Annotated in this window: 13 protein-coding genes; 9 read left to right on the top strand and 4 right to left on the bottom strand. The window is 66.4% G+C overall.

Going from position 1 to position 14866, the window contains the following annotated elements:
• Window positions 1-22 precede the first annotated feature (22 nt).
• Window positions 23-793, bottom strand: coding sequence for an IclR family transcriptional regulator (locus ACNQPB_RS05185; protein WP_498749655.1), 771 nt, complete (start codon window positions 791-793; stop codon window positions 23-25).
• Window positions 794-920: 127 nt separating this feature from the next.
• Here ACNQPB_RS05185 and ACNQPB_RS05180 point away from each other — a divergent pair, with 127 nt between their 5' ends.
• The 7 genes from ACNQPB_RS05180 (at window position 921) to ACNQPB_RS05150 (ending at window position 8282) form a co-directional block, all read left to right on the top strand.
• Complete coding sequence (locus ACNQPB_RS05180) at window positions 921-1811, top strand: MurR/RpiR family transcriptional regulator (RefSeq protein ID WP_498749653.1); 891 nt, start codon at window positions 921-923, stop codon at window positions 1809-1811.
• A gap of 153 nt (window positions 1812-1964) precedes the next feature.
• Window positions 1965-3158 (top strand): ABC transporter ATP-binding protein, encoded by a 1194-nt coding sequence (locus ACNQPB_RS05175; protein WP_498749652.1) that lies wholly within the window; start codon window positions 1965-1967, stop codon window positions 3156-3158.
• A 48-nt stretch (window positions 3159-3206) separates the two neighbouring features.
• On the top strand, window positions 3207-4568 hold the full coding sequence (locus ACNQPB_RS05170) for an ABC transporter substrate-binding protein (RefSeq protein WP_498749651.1): 1362 nt from the start codon (window positions 3207-3209) through the stop codon (window positions 4566-4568).
• 44 nt (window positions 4569-4612) lie between these two features.
• A complete protein-coding gene (locus ACNQPB_RS05165; RefSeq protein ID WP_498749649.1) occupies window positions 4613-5380 on the top strand; it encodes a tyrosine-protein phosphatase in 768 nt (255 codons plus the stop codon).
• Window positions 5381-5411: 31 nt separating this feature from the next.
• Window positions 5412-6329, top strand: coding sequence for a phosphodiesterase (locus ACNQPB_RS05160; RefSeq protein WP_498749648.1), 918 nt, complete (start codon window positions 5412-5414; stop codon window positions 6327-6329).
• Between the two features lie 19 nt (window positions 6330-6348).
• Window positions 6349-7302, top strand: coding sequence for a carbohydrate ABC transporter permease (locus tag ACNQPB_RS05155; RefSeq protein WP_498749646.1), 954 nt, complete (start codon window positions 6349-6351; stop codon window positions 7300-7302).
• A gap of 26 nt (window positions 7303-7328) precedes the next feature.
• The gene (locus ACNQPB_RS05150; RefSeq protein ID WP_498749644.1) at window positions 7329-8282 is read left to right on the top strand and encodes a carbohydrate ABC transporter permease; all 954 of its coding nucleotides are present in this window, start codon (window positions 7329-7331) and stop codon (window positions 8280-8282) included.
• An 11-nt stretch (window positions 8283-8293) separates the two neighbouring features.
• Here the strand turns inward: ACNQPB_RS05150 and ACNQPB_RS05145 are convergent, their stop codons facing one another.
• The 3 genes from ACNQPB_RS05145 to ACNQPB_RS05135 all read right to left on the bottom strand — a co-directional run bounded on the left by ACNQPB_RS05145 (window position 8294) and on the right by ACNQPB_RS05135 (window position 12215).
• Window positions 8294-9538, bottom strand: a complete 1245-nt coding sequence (locus ACNQPB_RS05145; RefSeq protein WP_498749643.1) for a hypothetical protein — start codon at window positions 9536-9538, stop codon at window positions 8294-8296.
• Between the two features lie 118 nt (window positions 9539-9656).
• The gene (locus ACNQPB_RS05140) at window positions 9657-9977 is read right to left on the bottom strand and encodes a hypothetical protein (RefSeq protein ID WP_498749641.1); all 321 of its coding nucleotides are present in this window, start codon (window positions 9975-9977) and stop codon (window positions 9657-9659) included.
• 228 nt (window positions 9978-10205) lie between these two features.
• A complete protein-coding gene (locus ACNQPB_RS05135; protein ID WP_498749640.1) occupies window positions 10206-12215 on the bottom strand; it encodes a DUF2264 domain-containing protein in 2010 nt (669 codons plus the stop codon).
• A gap of 80 nt (window positions 12216-12295) precedes the next feature.
• Here ACNQPB_RS05135 and ACNQPB_RS05130 point away from each other — a divergent pair, with 80 nt between their 5' ends.
• Both ACNQPB_RS05130 and ACNQPB_RS05125 read left to right on the top strand, forming a co-directional pair.
• The gene (locus tag ACNQPB_RS05130) at window positions 12296-13390 is read left to right on the top strand and encodes a LacI family DNA-binding transcriptional regulator (protein WP_498749638.1); all 1095 of its coding nucleotides are present in this window, start codon (window positions 12296-12298) and stop codon (window positions 13388-13390) included.
• Window positions 13391-13501: 111 nt separating this feature from the next.
• Window positions 13502-14827 carry an ABC transporter substrate-binding protein gene (locus ACNQPB_RS05125; protein ID WP_498749636.1) on the top strand — a complete coding sequence of 442 codons (1326 nt, stop codon included), beginning with the start codon at window positions 13502-13504 and terminating at the stop codon, window positions 14825-14827.
• Window positions 14828-14866: the final 39 nt, after the last annotated feature.

Below are 14866 nucleotides of genomic sequence, written 5' to 3'. Positions count from 1 at the left end.
GGACGGAAGCAGGTGAACGGTGTTACATCGATTCCGTTGAACGGAAACCACCCGGATCGGCGAGCTGCCGCCCGATCCCGCGCGCCGCCGTCTGGAGCGCCGGAACCAGCGACTGGAGCCGGACTTCCGCAAGCGGCACCACGACGCCGAGCGCCGCCACCGCCCGCTTCCCGCCGTCGAGCACCGGCACCGCGATTCCCCAGGTGTCCGGGTCCACCACACCAGCCAGTTCCGCGTACCCTTGGCGGTGCGTTTCGGCTAGCATCCCGCGTACGACGCCGGCCGTCACCTTCCCTGCCGGGTCATGGAACTGCGTGAGGTACTCCGCCTGGACCGCCCGGGGCTGGTACGACATCAGGGCCAGGCCCGCGGAGGAAATGTGGACAGGCATGCGCCCGGCGACCCGGGCCCGGTTCGCCACCGAGCCCCGGCGCGAAAGCCGCTCCACAAACAGGACCTCCCAGCCCTCCAGTACGGCCAGGTTCACGTTCTGTTTGAGCACCTGCTGGATGTCTTCCATGAAGGGCATCGCCGCCTGCCTCAGTGCCAGCGCGCGTGAATTGCGGCTGACCAGTTCCCAGAAGCGCAGCCCCAACCGCACGTTACCGCCGGCGCCGAGCTCCAAAAGGCCATGTGCCGCGAGCTGGCGGACCAGGCGGTGCGCGGTCGAAAGGGGCAGTCCCGAGCGTTCGGCCAGTTCGGACAGCTGCAGCGCGTCCGCCCCCTCGGGGAAGGCTTCGATGACCCGGACGACGCGATCCACCACCGAGTCCCCGGATGCCGAGTTGGCCATGCCGCGCTCCTTTGCAGCGTTTGTTTACCTCGGCCACATCCGCAGCGGCCGGTTCCATTCAATGGTAGGCCGGGCTGCGCACGCCAAGACGATCCCGTTGTTCAAGCCAGTCTGCTATGAAGGCCACATGAATTCTTTGCAGTCCGAGCCACCCCTGGGCGGAATCCGCGCCCACATCAAGTCGATCTTCCCGGCCCTGGCTCCGAGTGAACAAAGGGTGGCACAGCTATGCCTTGACTCGCCGGAGACGGTGGCGAGGATGTCTGTTGCTGATCTTGTGGCGCAGACCGGGACATCCCCCGCAACCGTCGTACGCAGTTGCAAACGGCTTGGGTTCGACGGATTCCAGCACCTGCGCCAGCTCCTGCTGCGCGACCTGGGCGCCGCGGCGCGGGACAGCCTGCAACAGGAGGAGAGCGGCGCCGTCGGTGAGCCGGGGAGTTCGGAGCACCTGGTTTCCGGAATTTTCGCGAGGGCCGCCAACGATATCCGCGGGGCCTTGGGCACCTTGGATTTCTCGGCTTTCGACGCCGCCGTCGTGGCGATCCGCAGGGCCGGCCGCTTGCTCGTGGTTGCAAACGGGGCCTCCTTGGCTCCTGCGAAGTCACTCGCTTTGCGTTTCCTTGCAGCAGACATCATCTGCGAAGCGCCTTCGGACATCGTGTCTCAACATATTGCGGCCAAGCTCCTGTCGCCGGGCGATGTCTGCATCGCCGTCAGTGATAGCGGCATGAACTCCTTCACCTTGGGCGGGGCCCGCATCGCCGCAGATCAGGGAGCGACGGTGGTCGGAATCACGAGCTACGCGAAGTCCGATTTGGCCGATCTGGCTGCGCACACCCTGGTGGCCGGTGCCGAATTCCATTCCTGGAACGACCCCCTGCCCATCGGGAACCTTGTCCAGATGCTGCTCCTCTCCGCCCTTCAGGCAGCGGTCACCGCGGGTTCTGCCGAGGTTGAACGCGCCCGGTCTGCGGTGCTGGAAGAGGTCCTGCACATGGTGGAACACCCTGAATAAACCGCGGCCGGCGGGGGCTCCAACTGTTTCCTGTCCGCGCGCTGGCAGTTCATCCAAGCCCCACCACGCGTTAACCGTCAGCCCCCACCCTCGAAGGGTAAGACGTTTCCTGAAAAACACCGATCGGGAAATATCGTTTCTTCGGAGGTAATCGTGGGCAGACTCGTGCTCAGGGAGTTGACGCGCTCCTTCAAGAGCGTCACTGCTGTAGACAACATTTCCCTCACCGTTGAAGACGGTGACTTCCTGGTCCTGCTAGGGCCCAGCGGCTGCGGTAAGACCACCCTGCTGCGGATGATCGCGGGGCTGCTGGAACCGACGTCGGGCTCACTTGAACTTGATGGCATGGACATCACCGATGCGCCCTCCAAGAAGCGGGACCTCGCGATGGTCTTCCAGAGCTACGCGCTCTATCCGCATCTGAGCGTCGCAAAGAACCTCGCCTTCCCGCTGCAGGTGCGCCGCGTCGACAAGCAGCAGGCCCACGAGCGGGTCAAGGCGGTTGCGGACATGGTCGAAATCGGCCATCTCCTGGACCGCAAGCCGAAGGAACTCTCCGGCGGGCAACGCCAGAGGGTGGCGGTGGCACGCGCCCTGGTCCGCGAACCCAAGGCCTTTCTCATGGACGAGCCATTGTCCAACCTGGACGCCAAACTACGCACCGCCACCCGTCAGGAACTCGCCGGCCTGCACCGCCGGCTGGGTGCCACGTTCATCTACGTCACCCACGACCAGGTCGAAGCCATGACCATGGCCACGAAGATCGCCTTGCTCAACGGCGGCCGGCTCGAACAACTTGGCACGCCCGAAGAGCTCTATGACAGGCCGGCGTCAGTGTTCGCGGCAGGCTTCCTGGGCTCGCCCGCCACCAACTTGCTCGATGCCGAGCTGTCCACCAGCCAGGGCTCAATCACTGTCATGGCCCCGTCGCTCGAAGCCGTCCTCTGGCCAGGCGGGACACCGCAACGTGACATCGTCCTGGGCATCCGCCCCGAGCACCTGAGTATCCACGCGGCCGGTTCCGCCGCCGCGGCGCCGAGGTCCGGAGCTGCCCTGCGGGGCGTCGTCGAACTTTCCGAAAACCTCGGCAGCGAACAGGTGGTGTACTGCAAGGTCGGCAAGAACCGGGTGGCGGTCCGCACCGGCCGCAACGAGCACTGGGATTCCGGCAGCGCCGTTGTGCTGAGCGCCGACGCCGGGAACCTCCACTTGTTCGACCGCAGCAGCGGTCGCCGCCTCGAATGGCAGCCCGACGCCCCAACCGCCGGTGCCTCCACCACACACGCCTCCTCTACACACGGCCCTGCACCCGTTCCCGCGGTGTCCGCGGGGAGCACCATCTCCTAGGACCCCTTATCCCCAACGCCAGCCCCCCCAACAAGCAAGGAAAACACCGTGCGTCCTCTCCGTTCAATTGCACTTTCATTGGCCGCCGGCACGGCCGCCTTGGCCCTCGCCGCCTGTTCCGGCCCTGCCCAGTCTTCGACGGCGGCCGCAGCCCGGATCCCCGAACTCAAGGCCGACCAGAAGGTCGAGATCACCTTCGAGAGCTATAACCTGGCCTCGGCCGGCGTGTGGACCGACACAATCAAGGGCCTCGTTTCCGAATTCGAGAAGGCCCACCCGAACATCAAGGTGAACGCCCAGGCACCGCAGGGCGGTGGCGCCGTCGGGTCCAACACCGTCAGCAGCGTCCAGACCCAACTCCTGGCGGGCAAGGCTCCCGACGTCGCCCAGTTGACCTTCGACTCCCTCGACTTCGCAGCCACACAGCTCGGCGCCAACGCGATCAGCGACCTCGTTGGCCAGGACGCCGTGGACGCGCACCTCGGAGGCAAGCACCCCTTCCACCCGAACGCGAAACACCTGGCGGACTGGAACGGCAAGACCTACGGCATCCCCTACGTGTTCTCCACGCCGGTCCTGTTCTACAACGCGGACAAACTTGCCGCCGCCGGAATCAAGGGCACCCCGGACTTGTCCACCTGGGACAAGGTCGAGGCAGTGGCAAAAGCCGTCACCGCAAAAACCGGCAAGCCTTCCCTCGACATCACCTGCACCAGCAAGGGCGGCAACTGGTGCATGCAGGGGCTCTTCAAATCGAACGGCGCCCAGGTCCTCTCCGATGACCGGAAGACGATCGGCTTCGGTTCCGATGCCGCCGTCGACACCGTCACCAAGCTCGCAGCCCTCAGTAAGTCCGGCGTGCTGCGCAACTCCGACGCCAGCTCGCAAATGGAAGGCCTGGCCAAGGGCGACACCGCCTTCATCCTCACCACCTCAGCCCTTCAGGGCATGTACATGCAGGCTGCAGCGAAGGGCGGCTGGGAGCTCAAGAACACGGCCATGCCCCGTTTCGGAGACAAGCCGGCCGTCCCCACCAACTCCGGTTCCGCCCTCTTCATCCTCTCCCAGGACCCCGCCAAGCAGCGTGCCTCCTGGGAACTCATCAAATACATGACCAGCGACCGGGCCTACGAAATGATCTCCAGCAAGATCGGCTACCTGCCGTTGCGCCCGAGCCTGACCGAGGACGGTGGAGTGCTTCACGAGTGGGCACAGAAGAACCCCCTGCTCGCCCCGAACCTCGCCCAGCTTGACCACCTCCAGCCCTGGGTTTCCTACCCCGGCAACAGCTATGTGCAGGTAGACGACATCCTGGCCACCGCCGTCGAAGACGTTGTCTACTTCGGCAAGGACGCCAAGTCCACCATGACCGAAGCAGCGAAGCGCGCCCAGGACCTCCTCCCCCGCTGATGCCCGACAGCACCGAACCCCGCCACCAAACAAGGACCCACACCGTGACCACCATCGAAGACGCAGTCTTTGGAACGCGCAACCGCCCCTTCCCCGTGGAAGGCACCTACAACTTCCGGGGTATGACCGGCTACCCGGCCGCGGACGGGCGGGTACGCAACGCCAAGCTCTTCCGCTCGGATGCACTCCACCGCCTGAACGACGTCGGCCGTAACCAATTGAGCGATCTCGGCATCGGCCTCATCATCGACCTTCGGGACCGGACCGAACTCGAAAAATCGCCAAGCCGTCTCGAGGGACTGCCGGTGGACGTCCGGCACAACCCCATCTTCGAAGAAGGCAACGTTCCCGGTGGCAAGGAAATCGCCGGGCTCCTGGACATTTACCTGCTGATGGTCCGCAACCACGCGTCCCAGCTCACCCAGGCCGTGCGGCTCATCGCCGATTCCGGAACCACGCCGGTGCTGGTGCACTGCACCGCTGGCAAGGACCGGACCGGCCTCGTCATCGCCCTGGCCCTCCTCGCCGCCGGCGTTGACCGGGAACAGGTGATCCTGGACTACACCGCCAGCGAAGAGAACCTGCGAGGCGAATGGAGTGAGGCCATGCTGGCAGCCGTCGCCGCCCACCCGGACTTCAATAACGCGGGCAGCGAACTGCACTCCATCATCTCCGCCAGCCCGGCCCAGGTCCTCCGCAGCGCCCTGGACCTGGTGGACGAACTCTACGGCAGCCCGGCAGGCCTTCTGAAAGCCCATGGATTCTCCGACGACGACCTCAACCGGCTCACCGGCGTCCTGACCACCCGCTGAACTATCCCCCCAACCCCGAAGGAAAGCCCACATGGACACCCAACACCCCGCGCCCGAACACTTCATCCTGCACATCAGCGACACCCATTTCGTCGCCGACAACGAACTGCTGCACGGCAGTGTGGACAGTGACTCGAACCTGGCCCGCCTGTTCCGCGACTTCGCGGCCACCAAGGCGCGCCCCGAAGCCATCGTCTTCACCGGCGACCTCGCCGACACCGGCCGCCGCGACGCCTACCGCCGGCTGCGCGCCCTCGTCGAACCGGCTGCCGCCGAGCTCGGCGCCCAGGTCATCTGGGTCATGGGCAACCACGACGAACGCACCGCGTTCCGCTCGGAACTCCTTGATTCCGACGCCGGCCAGGAATCCGTGGACATGGTCTACGACATCAACGGCCTGCGCATCATCGCCTTGGACTCGACCGTCCCGGGCAAGCACCACGGCGAAATCACCGGAGAGCAGCTGACTTGGCTGAAGGACGTCCTGTCCGTTCCGGCACCGCACGGCACGCTGATCGCGCTTCACCACCCGCCGGTTCCGAGCCCGATCGACGTCATGGCACTCGTTGACCTCAAGGACCAGGATCGTCTGGCCACGGTCATCGAAGGCACTGACGTGCGCGGTTTCGTCGGCGGCCACCTTCACTACTCGACGTTCTCCAATTTCGCGGGGGTGCCGGTGAGCGTCGCATCGGCCACCTGCTACACGCAGGACCTGCGCGTGCCCAAGGGGGCCATGCGCGGCCAGGATGGCGCCCAGGCGTTCAACCTCGTACACGTCTACGGCGACAGGATCATGCACTCCGTGGTCCCGATCGGCGAATTCTCCACCGTGTACTCCATGACGGCGGACCAGCTCGCTGAAGCCCTCGAAAGCTTCAAGGTCGGCGACGAGGCTGCCGGAACCGGCGCCTCCGATGACGCCGCCCTCGCCGGTACCGCCCGCTAAGACCGGAACGGACCACCCGATGTTCATCGAAACCACCGGACCGGCAGCGGGCACCACCCCTGCCGGTCCGGCTGGCCCGCGCACTGCCCGAAGCCCCCGCCGCACCCTGAGCCCGTACCTCTTCGTGCTACCCGCCGTCGTGCTCCTGCTCGTCTGGACGTACTGGCCGCTGGGCCAGACCGTCGGACTGTCCTTCTACGACTGGAACCTCATCCCCACCAGGCCCAAGCAGTTCGTGGACGTACAGAAATACGCCAAGGTCCTCAGCCTGCCCGAGCTGCACCAGGCCCTGCTCAACACCGGCCTGTACATCCTGGCCTTCCTCGGCATCTCCGTGGCACTGCCGGTGGTCTTCGCCCTGCTGTCCCGCAAGGTCCAGGGCAAGGCACGCACCGTCTACCAGGCTCTGATCTTCGTGCCGTTCCTGGTTACGCCGGTGGCAACCAGCGCGATCTGGCGCTGGCTGTTTGCCCCCGAAGGCGGCACCATCCCCGCCATCGCCGCCACCTTGGGCGCGCCGATGGACAATGTGTTCCGCGACCCCGCCAGTTCCATGCTTTCCGTGATCGTGATCGTCGGCTGGCAGATGCTGGGCTTCGGTGTTCTGGTGGTATCCGCCGGGCTCGCCGGGATCAACCCGGACTACGCCGCGGCTGCCTCGATCGACGGGGCCAGCGGACGGCAGATCACCTGGCGGATCATCCTGCCGCTGCTCTCACCCAGCCTGGTTTTCCTGTCCCTGATGACCATCCTGCTCTCCGCCCAGTGGACCTATCCGATCATCGACCTCGTCACGCAGGGCGGGCCGGGCAATTCGTCCACGAATATCTACTACTTGCTGTACCAGTTCGGTTTCCGGAACTTCGACGCCGGCCTGTCTGCCGCCGCGGGAACGCTCTTCTTCCTTGGCTTCGGGCTGGTCGCCCTGGTCTTCGTGGAGCTGTCCGAACGCCTGAGCTTCTACGACAACTGAGCTTTCGACAACCAGGAAGAACAACCATGGCATTCGTTACCGTTGCTGCACCGTCCCAGCCCGGTTCAGCACTTCTCACACCGGCCCCAGGGTCCCACGCCGAAGGATCAGGCGAACAGTTGTCGGCCGGGGGAGCCGTCCGCCGCCGTGCGCTCCGCATCCGGGCACTCCGCATCCGGGCACTGGGCATGGCTCCCAGCCACCTCCTGCTGGTCGTGCTGGCCGTGACGTCCGTCTTTCCGATCTACTGGATGTTCGTGACGGCGTTCCGCCCGTCCGCCGAAGCACTGTCAGCCAACCCCTGGCCGGGGCCGTTGAGCCTGGAGAACTTCGTCCACGTGTGGGAGGCCCTACCTGTGGGCGGGATGCTGGCCAACACCTTTGCCATGTCCTTGGCGTTGGCTGTGGCCCAGCTGCTGGTAGCAATTCTGGCGTCCTACGGTTTCGCCCGGTGGGACTTCGCCGGGAAAAAGGCGCTCTACCTGCTGTTCGTCGGCTCGTGGCTCGTGCCATTCCAGGTGACTATGATTCCCAACTACCTGCTGATCTCCCAGATGGGCCTGTTGAACACCATCACCGGCGTGGTGCTGCCCCAGCTGTGCTCGGCCTTCGCTGTCATGATGCTGCGTCAGCACCTCGAAGCCTTCCCAGCCGAACTCCTCGACGCCGCCCAGATGGACGGCCGCTCCTCGTGGCGGACCCTGTGGGAAGTCGTGGTACCGAACCTCCGGCCGGCCTTGTCCGCGCTCGGCATCATGCTATTCATCAGCGCATGGAACGAATACCTATGGCCGTCCCTCATCATGCAGAAATCCGACGCCTTGATCCAGGTGGGCATCCGCGGCTTCCTCGGCGCTGAAGGAAACGACTGGGGGGCAATCATGGCAGCCTCTGCGCTGGCGTGCCTGCCGATCTTCCTGATCTATATCTTCCTGCAGCGCTACGTCGTGGACGCCTTCGTCAGGTCCGGCCTGAAATAGCCTCCGGCGTGCTATGCCGGAAGCAGTCCGAGAACCGGCAGGCTGACCGCCGTCGCGACGGCCATTGCCACAGTGTTGCCGATGGTCGGGTGGAATCCCCTGGGCAACCGGGCGTTCACGGCCCGGGCCACGGGAGGTGCCAGGACCGCGCCCAGCACGGCCCCACCGATGATTCCCGTCCAGGAACCTCCCGTCGCGAGCACGGCCGCGGGCGCAACCGACACGACGGACGCGTACGTCGCCGCGGATCCGCCGTCGCGGTACCAGCCCCGCCAGAGGACCACGCCGATGGCCGAGCTGAGCGCCTGCGCGAACAGGATCTGCGGCAGCAGCCCGGACCCATCGGCGGGCAGCGCCGGGTTGAGGACGAACGCCGTCGCGACACCCAAAAGCAGGCCGGCACTGGCGAGTTCGTTGGCGAAGAACGGCGCCTCGCTGAAGTCGCAGAGGACGCGGCGTGCGGCCCAGAGCGCGTCGCTCCTGAGAAATGAAAGGGACGACGGCGGCAGCGGGTCTCCCGCGGCGTCCTCCCGGAAGGGTTCCAACGGGAGGACCAGCCAAGGCAGCTTTCGCGCGAGGGCAAACGTCAGTGCCGAGCCCGTGGCCATGGCGAGGACACAGGCCACCACGGCGGGCAGACCCAAAGGCCGGGAGACGGCAGCGATGAGGAGCAAGGCCAGCGGCGTCGTCGTCAGCGCCCCCAGGACGGCACCGCTCAGGCACGTCTTCCAGCCGGGCCCGTAAACAAGGACCAAGGCGGGAGCCACGGAAACGAAAGGAACGAACGTCGGCTGCCACCCGGCGTCGAGCAGCCAGCCGAACGCGAGGTTGGAAATCATCAGGCTCAAGGCGGCCGCGGCCAGGAGCCACGGCCACAGGCCGGTCCCGTACGAGAGCGCCGCGCCCGCCCAATTCTTCCGACGACGGCCGGCCCACCATGCCAGGCCGGCCCCGGCGAGCAGGGCGAGGGAGGCAAGATCGGACTTGTAGAACTGCGGCTCGCTCATGTCGCCGAGGAACCAGCGGAAGGCGGCGAAAGCATCATGAGGCACGTCGGCGGCCCAGCCATCGGAAACCGCCCCGAGCCGCGGCGAAATGCCGGCAATTGCTCCCAGTGCCAGGGCGAATCCGCCGAACAACGCCACTGCGCCCAAAGCCCCGATCGCCGTACTAATGAAGCCACGTTCACGGGCTTCCGGGAGCCGGGCCTTTTTCGGGGACCGGGCAGGCCCGGAAAGGGCAGAGTCAAGCGTCATTGGTGGCTCTTCGGGGTGCGATGGGGCGTGTCAACGAGCAGCGTAAACCTGGCTGCCTGCGCCGCTCATCTTGGAGTGGCTGGCAGCAGATTGTGACCGGAATCCGGGAAGACGCTTTCTAGGCTTCGGGACGAACCGGGTAGCCGAGCTTTTCGGCGGCTTCAAGAACGGGGCCTGGCGACCGGGCAAGAAACGTCCAGGGCATGTTCTCCTCTGCGAGGAAGTTCACCTCCGCGGGCGTCAAGACGTTCAAGCGGCCTAGGTACACCTCACGGATGGCGGACCGCTCGACCCGCCACGGCCCGGCAAAGCGCGCGAGCCAACGAAATCTCATCCGGAATTCAATATGTGAATCATCCAGGATCAACAGCACCCAGGGGCCGAGGATCCTTGTCATTTTCCCGGGTCTTTCCAGCCCGCCTTTGAATACATAAGTCATCCGAACCCCTTGGATTCCGCCGTGTCTGTGTCCACGTCCCTTACGGTGAGCCCACCGTATCCGAAAGCCTGTGCTGTACTGCACGGACAGATCGGCCCCAGCTGCTGAAAGTGACTTGCCGCGACGTTCCTTCCCGTTTGCTTTCCTGGTCACCCTCGCCAAGGCCCGGAAATCCGCGGCTTTCCGCGGCGCCGCACCGGTGGTTTCAGAAGCAAGCGGGAAGGAACGTCACCCCGGGAAATCGAACACGAGCTCCAGGGTCCGGGCGGGCTCCCCGCCCGCCCCCAACAGTTCCAGCGAAGCGGTAACCCGGGTGCCGTCGTCGTGGACGTCAAGACTTCCGGCCCCCAGCTCCGGCGCCCCGCCGCCAAGGTACACAAGGGAAGCGAACACGCTGCGGTTCCCAGCGGCCTCTCCGAGCAACACCCCGCACGCCGAGTGCCGCCCCAGCGGCGAGACCCCTTCCGCCCGGAAAACGTCCGAGCTCGTGTAGCCATGAAGCGGCCAGATGGCGGCATGGAGCCCGTCGGCACCGAGGACTTGCCCGGCGGAAGCAGGAGGAACGTCGGAGGCCAGCGCGTAACCGCCCTCGCGCACGCGAGCCGGCGCCTCGCCGTCGCGGTCCACTACGTGCACCCGCAGTTCGTAACCGCCGGCCGCCGCCGTTCCGCTCGCTACACGCCAGGGCGATTCAGCCTGGTCCTCGACGTCGGACCACACCGGCCGGTAGTAGCTCGCCGCAGAGAGCGGGAAGGCAGCCAGCCGGTGGATGCGTGACCGCCGGCTCGGCGTGCCCAAAGAATCCAACACCGCAAAATGGTTGTCCACCGGCTCCTGTGTGAACATCGGCGCCGTGTGGCTGGAGTAGGCGAGCCGCCGGTAGTGCGGATCGTCGGGGCCGGGGGCGTAGTACTTGTCGCTGCCGTGGTTGAGCACACGGGCGATCCCGTCCGACGCCGTGCTGTGCAGCAGGTAGTTCGGGGCGGCGCTGTGCCGGAGGTGGTCTGCGGTTTCCACCGGCGCGGCCTCCTCGACGGCGGTCCACACCGGATGCGTGCCCGGCAGCAGCAGGCCCACGAACGCCTTGGACGTCCAGAACGGCGAGGCCGGGCCGGAGTAGGACTGCACCATGGGCTCGAAGGCATCCAGCCAGCCGAGGGTCGGCAGCCCGTCCGGGTAGGCGCCGCCCTCCAGGAAATACTTTGCCGCCCCGCTCGCGATCCGCCGGGTCTGGCCGGGCGTCAGCGGACCGCCCACCCGCGCGTCGCCCGGGGAACCGCCCAGGAAACCCAGGAACAACGGCGCGACGGCGGCGTGGCGGTAGATCAGCGAACGTCCCTGGAAGACGGGCGCACCGTCGCCGGTGCCCGGCCCGCCGGGGGCGCCTTGCCCGCACGCGCCCCGCCCCCCGAAGAACAACGCGTGGTCCTGCAGGAACTCCGCGAGCCGTCCCGCATAGCGGCCGCCCAAAACTTCGGCCTCCGGATGCCGGCCCGACGCGAATCCCGCCCACAGCACCGGATAGAGGTGCAGGGCCCAGCCGCAGTAGTAGTCGTAGAAATCGCCGGTGCCGCCGTTGTCGCCGTCGCGGTACCAGCCGCCGCCTTCGTACCAGTCCTCCAACCGGGACAGCCCATGTTCGATCTGCGCCGCGTTGTTCTCGAAGCCGGCGCCGGCCAGGAACTCGGCGATCAGCACCTGGAAGAGCACCCAGTTGTTGTCACAGGCCTCACTGCCGGAGGAACCCTGGAGCCACGCGGCCACCTGCCGCTGCTCCCCCTCCGGGAACCGGTCCCACAGCCAGGGCTTGGTCAGCTGGAGACCCAACGCTATGGACGCGGCCTCCACGATCGGCTGGCTGCGGTCCACAATGGCCGGCCAGGCTTCGCTGCTGCCGGGGCGGGTGCCCTCCAGGAGCCCCTCGGCATACAAGGCGAGATGCCCCAAAGGGTCGCTGCCCTGTTCGCCGGCCACGCGGAAGGCGGCCAGCATGAAGGTCCGGGCGAATCCCTCCAGTCCGTCGGACAATTCGCCCGACCAGGACGCCCTGCCCGGCAGCACTATGAGCGCCTTGCCCGGCGAGAAGAAAGCCCGGGCCGCGAGGAGCTGTTGGTCGGCGAAGGCGAGCCAGTGGGCCCGGGTCCACCCGGTGATGGGGCTGAGCTCAAAGTCCGGTTCCGGCATGGTGGAGGAGCCGCCGGGAGCCGCTGTTTGACGGGGCGATTCGTGTGCAGTCATCTTGACTCCACACTCTAGGTCCGCTCTAGTTCATGGTGAACAATCTGAACACTAGTGAACACAAACTCCAGGACGGACCAATGCTCCCCGAGGACCGAAAAGAGCTCATCCTGCGTGAACTGGCCATGCGCGGTTCGCTGAACGCCGCCGGGTTCGCGGCCAAGGCCGGCATCTCCGGAATGACCGTGCGCCGCGACCTGGCCGCACTCGCCGACCAAGGCCTGTTGGTGCGTGTCCATGGCGGCGCGGTCGCCGCCCCGGAAAGCGCTCCGGGGCCGCAGCGCAACCCCAAGACACCGCGTCCCCGCCGCCTGCCGTTGGCGACCATCGGCATGGTGGTCCCGTCGGCGTCGTACTACTTCCCCGGCGTGATCCGCGGCGCCGAAGCGGCCGCGCAGGAAGGGGGCGTCCGCCTGGTGCTCGGCGTCTCGAACTACTCGGCGCAGGAGGAACAGCGGCAACTCCGGCGCCTGCTGGACAACGGCGTCGACGGCATCCTGGTGACCCCCAGCGAGGCCGCGCTGGCGGGCACGGACACCCTCGCCCTGCTGGCCGGCGCCGGGGTCCCGGTAGTCGTGGTCGAGCGTTCGCTGGACGGGGCGCTCGACGACGGCGACCTCGAGTCCGTGCGCAGCGACCACGTCCGCGGGGCGGAAATCGCCGTGAACCACCTGCTTTCCCTCGGGCACCGGAAAGTGGCGCTGTGCCTGCGGGAAGGGAGCCCTACGGCATCGCAGCTGGCGGCGGGCTACGAGCTGGCAATGCAGCGGGCCGGCATCGCCCGCGACGAATCCCTGGTGCACACCCTGACGCGGCCGCGGAGCGATCCCGCCGGGCATCAGGCGATGGTAGGCAGCATCCTCGACGGCTTCGCCGCGGAGGGCGTCACGGCTGCGATCATCCATTCCGACGAGGACGCCCTCCAGTTCACCACCTCCTGCCAGGAGCGGGGGATCCGGGTGCCGGAGGACTTCGCGATCGTGGCGTACGACGACGAGATCGCCGCCCTGGGCTCCGTTCCCCTGAGCGCTGTGGCACCGCCGAAGTTCGACGTCGGATACCAGGCATTGCTGATGTGCCTGAACCGGATCGGCGGGCGCCGCGGCGGCACGGCCGCGCTGCAGCGGGTCAGCCTTTCGCCCACGCTCGTGGTGCGGGATTCCACCCGGGCCTGAGGCCTTCCCCGACCGGCGGATGTTCATTTCTGTTCAGATCGTTGCCCATGTTCACTTTTGTGGATTTCATGGTGTGCATTCCTTCGCATCGTGAATTCAAGGGAGAACACAATGAAGCGTCCCCATGTCCTGCGCCGCCACGTCCTGCTCGGCGCAGCCAGCCTGCTCACCAGCGCGGCCCTGCTGACCGGCTGCAGCACCGGCCCCGCAGCCACTCCGTCCGCCCCAAGCGGAGAGGCCAGCGGCACCATCACCTTCTGGTCCTCCTTGGCCGGCATGGACAAGGTTGCCGAGAAGTTCAACGCCAGCCAGGACAAGATCAAAGTCAAGTTCGAAACGATCCCCAACGGCGGCAACGGCGGCTATGCCAAGCTCTCCACCGCCATCACCGCGGGCAACGGCCCAGACGTCTCCACCGTCGAATATGCGCAGCTGCCCCAGTTCGTCAGCAACGGCCAGGTGGTTCCGCTGGACGGCTTCATCGACAAATCCAACACCGTGGACAAGCTCAGCGAGCAGATCCGGGGCCTGGTGCAGTTCGACGGTAAGAGCTACGGCCTGCCTTACGACGCCGCCCCGATGATCATGTGGTACCGAAAGGACCTGCTGGACAAGGCCGGCGCCGCAGTTCCGAAAACCTGGGAGGAATTCGAGGCCGCGGGCAAGAAGCTCAAGGCCGTGTCCCCCAAGTCCTACCTGGCCAGCTTCTATCCGAACGAACCCACCCTGATGGCCGCCCTGTCCTGGCAGGCCGGTGCCAAGTGGTTCAACACCGAAGGCGACAGCTGGAAGCTGGGCCTCAAGGACGTGGCCACCAAGAAGGTCTCGGGTTTCTGGCAGCGCATGATCGACACCAAGATCGTCAAGGTGGAGCAGGCATTCAGCGATGAATGGAGCGCGGACCTGGCCAACGGCACCCTGGCCGGCGTGCTTGGCGCGAACTGGAGCGCCACGGGCATCCAGAAGCGCACCGAAGCCAGCGGCCAGAAGGGCCAGTGGATCGCTGCGGAGGCTCCGAACTGGGGCACCCCGGCCGGCGCGTTCTACGGCGGCTCCAGCTTCAACATCACCAAGAGCAGCAAGAACCCCGCGGCCGCCGCGAAGTTCATCGAGTTCCTCGCCACGAATCCCGAGGCCGTCGCAGCACGCGGCAACACCGGTTCGGCCTACCTCGCCTACCCGGGCCTCACGAAGGAAGCCCAGAAGGCATTCAAGGCCGGCTACTTCGGCAACGACATCTACGCCGTTTTCGACAAGGCCTACGCCACCATCCTCCCCGGCTGGCAGTGGGGTCCGAACTGGGAGGTCACCAATACCGCCCTCAAGGACTCCTTCGGTGCCCTGACCACCGGCGGCAAGATCGACACCGCCCTGGAAAGCTCCAACGAAGCCACTTTGTCCGGCTTCAAGCAGAGCGGCCTGTCCGTCAAGGAATAGGCGCCACCGGAACCAGCACCGGCATCAGCATCCCGGCGG

The organism is Curtobacterium sp. LFS079, assembly GCF_047977865.1.
Classification (GTDB): Bacteria; Actinomycetota; Actinomycetes; order Actinomycetales; family Micrococcaceae; genus Arthrobacter.
The sequence above is the reverse complement of the archived record's forward strand: the minus strand, read 5'-3'. Positions and strand labels throughout refer to the sequence as shown.

Excerpts from the sequence above, each read along its gene's own strand:
- ACNQPB_RS05185 (WP_498749655.1), bottom strand. The coding sequence starts at position 793 with ATGGCCAACTCGGCATCCGGGGACTCGGTGGTGGATCGCGTCGTCCGG.
- ACNQPB_RS05180 (WP_498749653.1), top strand. The coding sequence starts at position 921 with ATGAATTCTTTGCAGTCCGAGCCACCCCTGGGCGGAATCCGCGCCCAC.
- ACNQPB_RS05160 (WP_498749648.1), top strand. The coding sequence starts at position 5,412 with ATGGACACCCAACACCCCGCGCCCGAACACTTCATCCTGCACATCAGC.
- ACNQPB_RS05155 (WP_498749646.1), top strand. The coding sequence starts at position 6,349 with ATGTTCATCGAAACCACCGGACCGGCAGCGGGCACCACCCCTGCCGGT.
- ACNQPB_RS05150 (WP_498749644.1), top strand. The coding sequence starts at position 7,329 with ATGGCATTCGTTACCGTTGCTGCACCGTCCCAGCCCGGTTCAGCACTT.
- ACNQPB_RS05145 (WP_498749643.1), bottom strand. The coding sequence starts at position 9,538 with ATGACGCTTGACTCTGCCCTTTCCGGGCCTGCCCGGTCCCCGAAAAAG.
- ACNQPB_RS05140 (WP_498749641.1), bottom strand. The coding sequence starts at position 9,977 with ATGACTTATGTATTCAAAGGCGGGCTGGAAAGACCCGGGAAAATGACA.
- ACNQPB_RS05135 (WP_498749640.1), bottom strand. The coding sequence starts at position 12,215 with ATGACTGCACACGAATCGCCCCGTCAAACAGCGGCTCCCGGCGGCTCC.
- ACNQPB_RS05130 (WP_498749638.1), top strand. The coding sequence starts at position 12,296 with ATGCTCCCCGAGGACCGAAAAGAGCTCATCCTGCGTGAACTGGCCATG.
- ACNQPB_RS05125 (WP_498749636.1), top strand. The coding sequence starts at position 13,502 with ATGAAGCGTCCCCATGTCCTGCGCCGCCACGTCCTGCTCGGCGCAGCC.